The 14,345-nt window shown below is 26.4% G+C and carries 7 protein-coding genes; 2 read left to right on the top strand and 5 right to left on the bottom strand.

Annotated elements, in window-relative coordinates; all coding sequences use genetic code 11:
• Nucleotides 1–84: 84 nt before the first annotated feature.
• The gene (gene yjeM, locus AC07E4_RS05370) at nucleotides 85–1,590 is read left to right on the top strand and encodes a glutamate/gamma-aminobutyrate family transporter YjeM (RefSeq protein ID WP_040330629.1); all 1,506 of its coding nucleotides are present in this window, start codon (nucleotides 85–87) and stop codon (nucleotides 1,588–1,590) included.
• A gap of 647 nt (nucleotides 1,591–2,237) precedes the next feature.
• Entirely contained in the window at nucleotides 2,238–3,743 is a 1,506-nt protein-coding gene (gene yjeM, locus AC07E4_RS05365; RefSeq protein WP_040330630.1) for a glutamate/gamma-aminobutyrate family transporter YjeM, read from the top strand.
• 57 nt (nucleotides 3,744–3,800) lie between these two features.
• Here the strand turns inward: yjeM (AC07E4_RS05365) and ybaK are convergent, their stop codons facing one another.
• From ybaK to addB, 5 genes are all read right to left on the bottom strand, one after another.
• A complete protein-coding gene (gene ybaK / locus AC07E4_RS05360) occupies nucleotides 3,801–4,277 on the bottom strand; it encodes a Cys-tRNA(Pro) deacylase (RefSeq protein WP_478215889.1) in 477 nt (158 codons plus the stop codon).
• Nucleotides 4,278–4,459: 182 nt separating this feature from the next.
• Nucleotides 4,460–5,176, bottom strand: a complete 717-nt coding sequence (locus AC07E4_RS05355; RefSeq protein WP_478215888.1) for an arginase — start codon at nucleotides 5,174–5,176, stop codon at nucleotides 4,460–4,462.
• Nucleotides 5,177–5,495: 319 nt separating this feature from the next.
• Nucleotides 5,496–6,821: an MATE family efflux transporter gene (locus AC07E4_RS05350; RefSeq protein WP_478215887.1), complete on the bottom strand. Its 1,326-nt coding sequence runs from the start codon at nucleotides 6,819–6,821 to the stop codon at nucleotides 5,496–5,498.
• Between the two features lie 67 nt (nucleotides 6,822–6,888).
• The gene (gene addA, locus AC07E4_RS05345; RefSeq protein WP_478216031.1) at nucleotides 6,889–10,596 is read right to left on the bottom strand and encodes a helicase-exonuclease AddAB subunit AddA; all 3,708 of its coding nucleotides are present in this window, start codon (nucleotides 10,594–10,596) and stop codon (nucleotides 6,889–6,891) included.
• Between the two features lie 12 nt (nucleotides 10,597–10,608).
• Nucleotides 10,609–14,019, bottom strand: a complete 3,411-nt coding sequence (gene addB, locus AC07E4_RS05340; protein WP_478215886.1) for a helicase-exonuclease AddAB subunit AddB — start codon at nucleotides 14,017–14,019, stop codon at nucleotides 10,609–10,611.
• Between the last annotated feature and the right edge of the window lie 326 nt (nucleotides 14,020–14,345).

The following is a 14,345-nucleotide window of genomic DNA, read 5'->3' as shown; positions in this document are numbered from 1 at the left end:
TTACATTTATATAAACTTACTAACTTATTTCTTTAAATATATAATTAACTAAAAGTTATAAGTATCAAAATGGGGGGAAATAAAATGTCATCAAAAAGTAATGAAACTAAAAAACTATCTTTAATGGCACTAATTCTTATGATCTTTACATCTGTTTATGGGTTTAACAACATGCCAAGATCATTTTATTTAATGGGGTATGGTTCTATTCCATTCTACATTATTTCAGCAATTATATTCTTTATACCTTTTGCTTTCATGATTGCAGAATATGGGGCTGCATTTAAAAGTGAAAAAGGTGGTATTTTCTCTTGGATGGAAAAATCCGTAGGTATTAGATATGCCTTTATTGCTACATTTATGTGGTATACATCTCAAATTATTTGGATGTTGAATGTATCATCTGGTATTTGGATACCATTTTCAAATGCTATTTATGGAAAAGATAAGACTAATACTTGGTCATTATTTGGATTAGATAGTGTTAAGACTTTAGGAATACTCGCTATTATTTTAATTATTGTTATAACATTTGTGTCAACTAAAGGTCTTGATAAAATTAAGAAAATAACATCTATCGGTGGTACTGCTGTTGCACTACTTAACATATTACTTTTCGTAGGAGCTATACTTGTTTTAATTGGAAATCATGGAGAACTTGCTCAACCAATAGAATCAATGCGTTCATTTATTGATTCACCAAATCCATCATATTTAACTCCAATTTCAATGTTATCATTTCTAGTTTATGCAATATTTGCATATGGTGGTATTGAAGTTGTTGGTGGTCTTGTTGATGAAACTGAAAATCCTGAAAAGAATTTTCCAAAAGGAATTGCTGTTTCTGCAATCATAATTGCTATTGGTTATGCAATTGGATTATTCTGTATAGGTGTGTTCACTAATTGGGATGCTACTCTTTCTGGTGAAACTGTTAATAAGGCAAATGTTTCTTATGTAATTATGAATAACTTAGGCTATCAAATTGGTGCTGCATTTGGTGCAAGTGAAGCTGTAGCCATTCAAATGGGAAACTGGGTTGCTAGATTTGTTGGACTTTCTTTACTTCTTTGCTTAACAGGAGCATTTTTTACAATGAGTTATGCACCATTAAAACAATTAATAGAAGGTTGTCCTGAAGGATTACTTCCTAAAAAAATTTGTGAATTTAAAGACGGAATGCCTATAAACGCAATGATAGTACAGGCTGTTATAGTTATAATAATGATTGCTTGTGTTTCATTTGGCGGAAGTAAAATGAATAAGTTTTTTGATATACTTGTTGCTATGACTAATGTTTCAATGACTATTCCTTATATGTTTCTTTCTGGTGCATTTATAGCATTTAAACGTAAAAAAGAAATTGACAAGCCATTTTCTATATTCAATAAAAATGGTTTAATAGTATTCTTCACTGTAATAGTTACATTTACTGTTGGCTTTGCAAACTTCTTCTCAATAATAGAACCAGCTATTAATGGAGATTGGGTTACAACCATAGCTAGTGTAGCAGGTCCTATAGTCTTTACACTTATTGCACTAATTCTTCATAGCAGATATGAAAGAAATAAAAAATTAGGAAAACTTTAAAATAAGAATGCACTAGATTAAATAAATCTAGTGCATTTATTTTTTGTATATTACTATAAATTAAAGAAATATTCATATTTACTTGATTTTATACCTTTACTTTCTATAAAAATTAGAAAATCAATATTACATAAAACTTTCATTTTTTTTAAAGTATAATTATATTTTTTTTGTAATTTTGTTCTATAATTTAATATTGAAATTATTATCTCTATTTATTTTCAATTTTAAATTATTCGACAATTAGTTGAATTATCTCTTCATCAATAATTTCAACTTTATCTTTTCCTTTCTTAAATACACATGTATTTGTTTCAATTTTTGAATAAAATTTTGACGCATTTTCATCCTATTCCTTCAAATAGCTCATGTTTACGCCCATGTAATTTTTGGTAATTATTTTTAAGAATTATTTTTTAAACTTTTAGAAATACTACTTTTATATTGTATTTTTCTATATATTCATTTAAAAAGTTGCATATTTTTCGTTTTGATTGATTTGTTTTGATTTTATTTATTCTTTTTTTTGAATATTTTAAATTAAATCAATTAGTGCAAGAGAAAAATTTTTCTTGTATTTTTTGTCGAATGGTGTATAATTTATTTTTGTAATAATAAATTAATAAACTGTTAAGGAGGAAACAAAAATGTCATCAAATAACAATGACTCTAAAAAGTTATCACTTATGGCCTTAATCCTTATGATCTTTACATCTGTTTACGGATTTAACAACATGCCAAGATCGTTTTATTTAATGGGTTATGGTGCAATTCCCTTCTACATAATATCAGCAATAATATTCTTTATACCATTTGCATTTATGATTGCAGAATATGGTTCTACTTTTAAAAGTGAAAAAGGTGGAATTTACTCTTGGATGGAAAAATCTGTTGGACCAAGATATGCATTCATTGCTACTTTTATGTGGTACTCAGCTCAAATAATATGGATGGTTAACGTATCATCAAGTATTTGGATTCCAGTATCAAATGCAATTTCTGGATACGATAATACTAGTAACTGGTCATTATTTGGACTAGATACAACTAAAACTTTAGGTATATTAGGTATATTAATAATAATAGCAATAACTTATTTCGGATCTAAAGGATTAGATAAAATAAAGAAAATAACATCTGTTGGTGGTACAGCAGTTGCTTTACTTAATATATTACTTATTGGAGGAGCTATAATTGTATTAATAATGAATAAAGGACAATTAGCTCAACCAATCGAATCTATGGCTTCATTCGTGAAATCTCCAAATCCAGCATATGCATCACCTATAGCAGTGCTTTCATTCTTAGTTTATGCAATATTTGCATTTGGAGGAACAGAAGTTGTTGGTGGTCTTGTTGACCAAACTGAAAATCCTGAAAAGAACTTCCCTAAAGGATTAACTATAGCAGCTATCGTAATTGCTGTTGGATACTCTATTGGAATTTTCTGTATAGGAGTATTCACTAACTGGTCTGCAACTCTATCACCAGACACAGTTAATAAAGCTAACGTTGGTTATGTTGTAATGAACAACTTAGGATTTACTTTAGCATCTGTATTTGGTGCTACAGAAGCAGTAGCTATCCAAGTAGGTAACTGGACTGCTAGATTTGTTGGACTTTCAATGTTACTTGCTTTACTTGGTGCATTCTTCACATTAAGCTATGCTCCTTTAAAACAATTAATAGAAGGTTCTCCAAAAGGATTATTACCTGAAAAACTTTGTAAAATAGAAAATGGAATGCCTAAAACAGCTATGCTAGTACAAGCTGCGATTGTTATAGTAATTATACTTCTAGTATCTTTCGGAGGAAAAGCAGCAAGCAAATTCCTTGATGTACTTATAGCTATGACTAACGTTTCAATGACTATACCTTATATGTTCTTATCTGGTGCATTCATTGCATTTAAGTCAAAACAAAACTTAGATAGACCATTTGAAATGTTTAAAGGTAAAGGATTAATAACAATCTTTACTATAGTTGTTACTGCTACAGTTGGTTTTGCTAACGTATTTTCAATTGTAGAACCTGCTCTTAACGGAGATTGGTTCACAACTATATGGAGTGTAGCTGGACCTATATTCTTTACAATTGTTGCTCTAGTTTTATATTCTAGATATGACAAAAAGAAAAAGGCTGGACAATTATAAAATAAATAAAAAGCATTGACTTATATAAGTCAATGCTTTTACTTTTTATATCCAACTTTATTTTATTATATCTTGGAAATTCCCATTTATAATATTTGTTAAATCTTTTGGTGAAAGTTCTATTTGCATACCTATTTTTCCACCACTTACTACTAGAGTTTCTAGATTTTCTGCTGTACTATGTATAAATGTTTTATACAGTTTTTTCATACCTATTGGAGAACAACCACCTCTTATATAACCTGTATATTTGTTTATATCTTTTACATAAATCATTTCAACCTTTTTTTCTCCAGCAACTTTAGCACTTTTCTTCAAATCCAATTCTTCATTTACTGGAATAACAAAAACATATATTTCTTTAGATTGTCCTTGTAGCACTAACGTCTTAAACACTTCTTCTACATTTTTTCCTATTTTACTGGCTACAGATACACCATCTATTTTTCCATCTTTATTTTCATATGTACTAATATTATATTTTATATTTTCCTTATCTAATATTCTCATTGCATTAGTTTTTGCTTGAGCCATCTTGTTACCTCCTTAATCCTATAAGTAATATTATTTTACCAAATATTTTTTTAAAAAGTAAAATTAAAAGGATTAAACATATTATACGTCTAATCCTTTTAATTTTATAGAGATAGATTAATATCTCATTTTATAATTAATTGTTAAGGAAGCACTTTATTGTAGGGTTTAAAGTCAAATTCTTACCCTATTAAGTAATTAATTTCATCAGAGAATGTTAATTTTTTTGGATTCCAGTCTCTTGTAATATCCTCTAGCTTTCTAACCTTTAATTCTGAATTTCTTATAAACTCGTAAAATTTTTTATCTAACCATGGTGGACTCCACGCCCCAGATCTACAAATATGAATTGCTGATATTTCACTATTTTTAAATTGTTCATACTCTATATCCCATCTATTCATAACATATTCAATATTGTACTTACTATTAAGTTCACTAAAATCATTAGGTCGTTCCATTGTATATGGACTATATATTATAGTTGATTTATTAATTATATTATCTTTAAATAATTTACCTAACCAATTTGCACAATTTAGTTCAAATTCTAAAGACGATAAACCTCCATACCCTAAATCACTGTGGGCATCAAATAAAATTACATTATCACATTTATTGTCCTTTGCAATTTTGTATGAAAACTTATGTGAATCAGATATAAATACCTCAATGTCTTTCTTTAAGTTAAATCGTTCTTTAATAAAATTCCAAAATCTTTTAGTATTTGTATTGATATAAATCTCTTTTTCTAAATTTATACCTCTTATATTTTCTTCTATGTATCTTTTATACCATATATCTACTAAACATCTTTCATTTTCAATATATGAGCCACACCATTCTGGTCTTATTTTAATAAAGTAATCCCAATCTATACTTAACAAGCTTTTTTCCATTTTCTCACCTCACTACTACTTATATTAAGTAGTATTTTTTTAACTTATTAATAAGACTTTTCATATATCATCAAAATAAAATCATAATTTCAGTACTGTAAATATAATCATATTTATTCATATATTTTCCATAAACTATCTTCATTATATGTTATTACACTATTTAGTTCAAAGTTAAATACCTAATGTTACCCTTCAAATTCTACTTATTATCTCTATGTACTAATTTTAAAACTATATTACGCATATTTGCTTAGATTACTTCATACTATAACGTATAATAAAAAAGGGAGATTATTATCTCCCTAAATAAATTTACTTAATTATTCCTTTTTAAATCCTTTTTTAAAATAAATATACCTAATATAAAAGTACAAATTTCTGAAAATGAAACACTAAACCATACTCCATTTATTTTAAATGCAGGTGTAAGTATTATTAATCCTAAAATTACAAATATGATACCTCTACTTAGTGATATAAATATTGCCATCTTAGATTCCTCTATAGATTGTAAGAAATATAAAAATACCATATTTGCACCCATAAGTGCATATCCAAAGAAATATATTCTCATTGCCTTCGCTGTTATATTTATTAATTGTAAATCATCCTTTGTGAAAAGTTTAAGAATTGCTCCTGGAAATAATAGAAAAATCACATATATAAATATACCAAAACTCATTGATAATATTACTGCATACTTTAAACTTTCTAAGATTCTTTTTCTTTTTTTAGCTCCAAAATTAACACTAACAACTGGTTGTATACTTTGACCTATTCCTTCAAACACAGCTATGCCTAAAAATGCAATATTAGCAATTATGCCATACGCAGCTACATATAATTCTCCACCCAGCTTCATAAAAATATTATTTAATATGAATATGATAATTCCTCCGCATATTTCAAGTATAAAACTTCCAAATCCATTTTTCACTATTCGTTTTATAATTTTACTTTCCATAGCTACTTTTGAAAATTTAAGAGTTCCTCTTTGTCTTAAAAAATGCGTAGAAAGAATTAATAAATTTATTATTGGAGATATAGCTGTAGCTAATGCAGCCCCAGCTATACCTAAATCAAAAATAAATATAAATACATAGTCAAGAATTACATTTGCTAAATTTGATACTATTGATGCAATCATAACAAGTCTAGGATTTTTATCATTTCTAATGAACGCGCTTAATACTCCCACTAATAAAAAAGCCCATGATACTGCACTAATTATCCCTATATATATTGAAACTAAAGGTTTAATTTCTTCGGTAGCACCTAAAAGTGAAGCAATATTTTTAGGAAATATAACCCCTATAATCGTTAATATAATTCCAACAATTATTGCCATAATTACTGCTATTGAAAAAACTTTATTTTTTTCTTTTTCATCACCTTTTCCTATAGCTATTGAAACTAACGTTCCTCCCCCTATTCCTATAGTACAATGTAATGCCGTAAATACACTATATATTGGTATTGATATGTTTAGTGCTGCAAGTGCTGTACTTCCTACTCCATATCCAACAAATGCAGTGTCCACAAATACATAAGCTGAAACTGCTAACATAGACAACACCGACGGAATTAAATAGTGTAATAGGATTTTTTTTATATCCCCTTCTAATAAATCTAATTTTCTCATCTCTTTCCCTCTTTTTCTACTATATTTGTATATTAAACTTAGTTGATAATATTAAAACTTTTCCATCTTAACATTCAACTGCTTCATCAATTGAAAATAGATATAAATATTTAGCTGTTACTTTTTTCCCTGTTCCTCTTTCTATAGCATCTTTATAATACTCTAATTGAATATTGTATTTCTCTATAATTTGATTCTTAGTTTCCTCTGTAACATAATCAGTTTTATAATCAAACAGTATTATATTCCCATCTTCTTCAAAATATCCATCTATTATTCCTTGAACTTTTAGATAATCATTGTTGTAATTATCACTTTCTATTCCTTCAAGTTCTTTATAAGCCTCTTTTACACTTACTTCAATACTAAATGGAACTTCTCTTAATAATTCACTTCTACTATCTGCTTCTATAACTCTTTTACCTAATTTAGATTTTAAAAATGCTTCTATTTTATTAATTCTTATAGATTTAGCTTGCTCAGTTGTAAGTAATTCTTTTAAAACCATAAATTCTATTTGCTCTTCAATTTCATGCTTGCTTATCTTGTTAAAGTCTAATCTTTGCATAACCGCATGCATTGCAGTTCCTTTTTCAGCTGGAGTTAGTTCCTTTTTTTCTTCTAAAAATCTTGGTCTATTAACTATTGGTTTTATATATTCAGAAGTAAGCTTTTTATTTTCTACAAATTCTTCCTCTAACTCTAAATTATTTAACCTTTTTATCTCCGAAACAGTAATATTAGTTTTTATATTTGTTGCTAATTGGTACTTATATTTAAAATCTAATCTATTAATTATTTCACTTGCTAATTCATCATTACATTCTTTTGAATTTAATTTATTTAACTTTTCTTTTATATCAAGCTCATCTAAAATTTTATCTTCTTTATATAAATCATCTTGTTTAGCAAATCTTACATTCCAAAGTACATCATTATTCAGTATAACAGTACCTGTTACCCTATCTAAATCTTCTGTCAAAAACTTTCCATCTGGATGTTTTATTATAGTTGGCATAATCCAATCTAAATAAGTATTATTTTTTAATAAGTAACCTTCAAGAATTTTTTCTTTTCCATTTTTAGCGGCATTATTCCACTTTTCTAAAGACTTTTCTATAGACTTTACTTCGCCTGTAATAATTAATTTTTCTTTTGCTCTAGTAAAAGCAACATATAATACTCTCATTTCTTCTGATAAATTTTCTTTTTCTATTTTACTTTTTAAAATCTCTCTTATCAGTGGAGAATGTGATACTCTTTTCTCTATATCTACAATTTGTGGACCAAATCCTAATTCTTGATGAACTAATATTTTATTTCTAATATCCATTGTATTTGGTTTTTTTCCGGCTCCACTTAAAAATACAACCGGAAATTCTAAACCTTTACTTTTATGAATACTCATTATTCTAACTACATCTTCATTCTCGCCAATAATCTTAGCAGAACCTAAATCACCACTACTAGTTCTTAATTTATTTATAAAGTTTATAAAATTAAATAATCCTTTATAACTTGTGCTTTCATATTGTTTGGCCCTTTGAAATAACATCTTTAAATTTGCTTGTCTTTTTATGCCTGCAGGCATAGCTCCTACATATCCATAATATCCTGTTTCCATATATAAACTCCATACAAGTTCATATATTGGCATTATCAACGATTTATCTCTCCATACTTTTAATCTACTTAAGAAATTTTTAACTTTATTTTTTAATTCATCATTTTCTCCTAATTCAATATACTGTTTTAATGCTTCAAATATAGATGTCTCTGGGCTGTTTAATCTAATATCTACAACTTCTTCTGATTTAAAGCCAACTATTGGTGATCTAAGTACAGAAAGTAATGGTATATCTTGTATTGGATTATCAATTATCTCTAAAAGACTTAACATAATTTTTATTTCTAAACTATTAAAATAACTATCATTTGCGTCACTATAAACAGGAACCCCCAAATTTTTAAGTTCTTCTGCAAATACTGGAGCCCATTTTTTTGTAGAACGTAATAATACAACAATATCTTTGTATTTAACATTTCTATAATCTTTTAAATCATTATCAAATACTTTAAATTGATTTTTTTCATCAATTAAATCTAGTATTCTTTTTCCAACTACTTTAGCCTCTAATTCTATGCTACTTAAAGGTTCTTCATCATCACCGTCTTCTACTTGTTCTAAAAGTTCATCTTTATTGATTAATATAACTTCTGTTGGCCCTCCACAAGTACCACTTTCTATTTCCTTGTAATCAGCACCTAAATTTAATTCTTCTTCTTCATTGTAATCAAGTTCACCTAATTCTTTACTCATTATATTTCTAAAAACATAATTTACAGAATCTATTATTACTTTTCTACTTCTGAAATTTTTATATAATTTTATTAATCTAGTTTCTTTTCCTTCTTCTAAACTATAGGTTTCTTTCTTATTTAAAAATAATTCTGGTTTAGCCATTCTAAATCTATATATACTTTGTTTTACATCTCCAACCATAAATATATTATTAATTCCAATATGTTTTTTTGAAATCATATTTAATATATATTCTTGAATATAGTTTGAATCTTGATACTCATCTATAAGTATCTCATCATAACCTTCCCTTAAAACTTCTGCAACTTTAGATGGTACTATCTTCCCATCTACTTCTTCAGTCAATATTTTAAGTGCAAAATGCTCAAAATCATTGAAATCAATTATAGCTTTTTCTTTTTTCTTTTCACTATATCTATCTCTTAACTTTATAACTAACTCACAAAGCTTTTTAATTAGTGGATAAATATATTCCAAATCATCATAATTAGAATTTGAATAAATTTTTTCTATATTTTCTTTTATTTCATTCATTAAAGCTTTATAGTTATCTCTATTCTTTTTAACATATTTCTGTAATTCTACATCTGGACATTTGCTTATTGTTGGCATCTTTTTAAATTCTAGTTGCAAAAATAAATCTCTAATTTTATCTAAATCATTACTATTATCTTTTATATTTTGTGAAAAGAAAAAATCACAATCTATTACTGATTGATATTTTAATAAGCTTTCTGTTCTATCCACTATTTCTTTTGCATCATTTATATTATTAAAAGCTTCACTTATTTTTGTTTTAATATCAATTTTTAACATTTCTATTATTGATTCGCTATTTAAATAGTCACTTTTTTCTATATTTAAAAGTTCACTTTTTTCATTAAGCCATTTTTCTGGATATGGATTACTCATTGAAAAATTATATAAATCTAAAACCATTTCAAACAAACTTAAGTCATTCTTATTATTACAATAACTTTCAACTAATTTTAGAAAGTATTCATCCTTTTCTTCATACATTTCCTCAAAAACTTCATCTAGAGATTCTTGCTTTAAAATTAAGGTTTCTGTTTCATCTGCAATTCTAAAATTAGGATCTAAATCTATCATATGAAAATTTCTTTTTATAACATCTAGACAAAAAGAGTGTATTGTTGTAATACTAGCTTTATTTAATAATGTTAATTGTCTTTGTAAATATATTGAAGTTGGATTTTTACTAATTTCATTTGATATTGCTTTTCCTATTCTTTCTCTCATTTCTGAGGCCGCTGCATTAGTAAATGTAACTACTAGCAACCTATCTATATCTATAGGCCTATCTTTATCTGTTATCATTTTTATAATTCTTTCTACTAATACAGCTGTTTTACCTGAACCTGCAGCTGCTGCAACTAATAAATTAGCATCTCTTGTATATATAGCTGCTTCTTGTTCCTTAGTAAATTTCATACTTGCCACTTTCTAATCCTCCTCCAAAATTTTAAGTATTTCTTTATCATCTTTTCCACCAATTACTCTGTACTTGTTTTCTTCAAATTCTAAGCTAAATTGACATATTGAAGATAACTTACAATACTCACATGGAATTTCACTATCTGTCTTACATGGTGAAATTTCTATATTTCCACTTAACATTTTCTCAAAATTTTTGCTTATTTCATTTTTAACATGTTTCCTTAGTGTATTAAATCCCTCACTTGATATAACACTTGATGTAGATGAAATTTCACCATCTTTTTTTATGGATGCAGGTATTATAAGTGATTTTCCAGTTTCATCTAATGTCTTATCCATATCTTTTAATATTTCTACATCTTTAAGTAATAACCCATTCATCTTTAACTCTTTTAATATCTGTTCTCTTATTTTTTCTTCACTTTCATTTTCATCTATTTTTATTATAGGGTCATCTAACTTAAAATATAGTACACCAGCTGCTTTAGCATGTTCATTTCTAGCCTCTTGATTATTTAATATTGCATCTAAATACGTTAATAGTTGTACTTGTAAACCATAATACACATCACTTAATTTAAAGCTTTTAATACCTGACTTATAATCAATTATTCTATAATAAGCTTGATTACCCTCAACTAATTTATCAATTCTATCAATTCTACCTATGAGCTTTATAATTCTTCCATCTGAAATTTCTATTTCTATTGGCGGATAGTCACTATCGTTTAATCCAAAAGATATTTCATATCCAGACGGTTCAAAACATCCTAAAGTAATCTGCTTAGCTATTACAGATACAACTCTAATTAAAACTCTTTTTAATCTTTCACTTATATATCTATATCTGTATGAACTATTTAATATGAAGTTTTTATCCTCACTCATAATTACATTTACTATATTTTCAACCCTATTTTTACACTCATCATAGTTTAAATCACTCCATTTTATGCCTTCTTTTTCTATTTGTTTGGAAAATTTATCTAAAACACTATGCATAAAACTACCTAAATCTGGAGCAGTAAAACTATATAATTTTCTTTCTTTAGCCTTCAATCCGTATTGTACAAAATAACCAAATGGACAACGCACATAATTTTCTATTTTTGATACACTAAAATAGTTTCCATCACCATATAGTTTTTCAGCCTTTTCCTTACTAATAGAACTTGCAATATTTTTATATGAAAATCCCTCAAATATTCCATCTATAATCAATTGATATTCTAAGTCATCTTTAAAATATCTATATACTTCTTTCCATTCCTCTGAAATTTTTTCACTATCTAAGTATTTTCTTATTTCTATAATCATGTCATTAAATGCTGGAACTTTAGCTACTATATCATCAATATCTTTTTCCTTTAAACTCTCAACGATTTCACTTTTTTCATTTATATTAAATAAACTTTTTATCCTTGAAATTATCATTGATGGCCTCATTGATTTACCTTCAAAATCTGCAATAGGATATGAAATATACAGAGTTTCACTTGGAAGTGTTAATGCTGCATAAATTAAAAATTGTTCCTCAAACATTAATGCTTTTGTATCTTTAGATAAAACTATTCCATTATCTTTTAATATAGTTTTATCTAAATCACTAAATACTCCTTCTTCTATAGTAGCCATTGGGAATACACCATCATTAACACCAATTACATATACAGCTCTTAATTCCTCTGTTCTTATTCTTTCAATACTTCCAATTGTTACACTATCTAATGTAGGAGGTATTAATCCAATCTCATGAGTAGAAATTGCCATATTAAATATCTCAACAAAATCATCCAATGATAATAATTCCTCACCTAAAATTTCAACTAGTTCATCTAATAATCCTAGTATTAAATTCCAAATTGAACTATATTCACTGGCTGCATTTAAATTGTTCTCTTCTTCCAATTTCTTAATTTCATATTCTATTGTTTGTTTTAAATTAATTTCCTCTAAGTATTCAAATATAAACTTACAAATATCATCTATTTTATTTTTAGATTTTATTTTACTTTTCAAGTTTAATATTGGAAGTAAAAAGTTATGCTTACATTCTCTTAATCTTTCATCACTCCAACACTCATCATCTAAGTATTTTTTCTTTCCTTTTATACCATATTGTAAAACATAGTTTTCTAATAAATCTATCTCTTCTTTATCTATTCCTAAAAGCCCACTTTTTAAATATCTAAAAACAGTTTCATATGAAAAATTATTACTTAAAATTTCTAGCACTGACTTTATTAAAATTACTATAGGATTTGTATTTATATCTTTTTTCTCATCTAAAAAATATGGGATATTGTATTCTGAGAATACTACTTTTATTATGTCTTCATAAGATTCCAAGTTTCTTGCTATAACAGCTACCTCTTTAAATCTATAATCTTTTTCCCTACATAATTTTAATATTTCTTTTGCTATATATTTAATTTCTGAATAAGTGTTCATTGCTTTAAATACTTTTATATTATTTACTTCATTATCATATTTTTTAGCTAAAACATTAAAATAATTTTTCTCTAAATACCCAAGTTCATCATTGTTTTTGAATCTATAATTGTTACTATTTTTATCATTACCTTTTAGTATTACTGGTTTATCATATCCTATATTATTTTCAGCTATTATTTTTAACAGTTGATTTTCTGTATAGAATACTGGATAAAAAGCATCACTTTCAGCTAAATCATTACTTTCTGAAATCACACTATTCTTCCCACCATAAGGTAATGTTACATTTACTCTAGGACATTTTTTTAATAATTCCTCTATTATTCCATATTGTTGAGGCGTAAAACCATAGAATTCATCTATCCAAATTTCTGCATTTTCTAAAAAGCTACTTTCCTTTATCTTAGATTTTAAATAACTTAAATCATCTACTGGATCAAAGTATCCTTTTTCTAAATAGGAATTATACCTTCCATATATACGTGCAGTATCTGAAATCTTATCACACAGTAATGGGTTTTCACTTAAACTATCTTTTAAAAGTGAAATCTCATCTGGTGCAATATTATAATTTTTAAATTCATCTATCATAGACACAACTGTATCTACAAATCCATTTTTTCTAGCTGACAAAGAAAATACTTTCAAATTTTCTCTCTCTTCATTTAAAATTTTATTTATTATAATTGCTTTTCCTGTAGGTGTTAAATTATTATGTGTAACACCACCCACTTCATTAAATATTGTATATGCAAGTCTCTTAAAAGAAAGTGCAAATACATTATTTATTCCTGTACAACCAATATTCTCTATAAGCATTTTTTCAGCTCTAAAAGAGAACTGTTCTGGAATTAAAAGTATTAACTTTGATTTACTATTTTCTCTATTTCTTTTCTTTATTTCATCTATACAAGTATAACTTTTACCACTACCAGCTCTTCCTAATATCAATCTTAGTGTCATACTATACTTGTTACAATAATATGTATTATTGTAACAACAACACCACCTTTCCTTTAAACTTCAACTCATACAATTATAAAATTGTAATATTTATATTTTAATATATAAATAAACTAAAGCTATTATTGTTTCTATCTAATTATATCTTTAAATTCTATAGAAACAACAGTACTAATTCGCTGTAAATCCTTGTCTTATTCGACATTAGTTTAATTTACTTACCTTATCTATTTTTAATGAAATACTATGTTTTTAAAAAATATAATATTTTTTTTATAAAATTTGACATAAAAGAAGGATTTTTAATTATATTTATAGAATAGTAT

The sequence above is a fragment of the Clostridium amazonense genome, assembly GCF_056431285.1.
The sequence above is the reverse complement of the archived record's forward strand: the minus strand, read 5'-3'. Positions and strand labels throughout refer to the sequence as shown.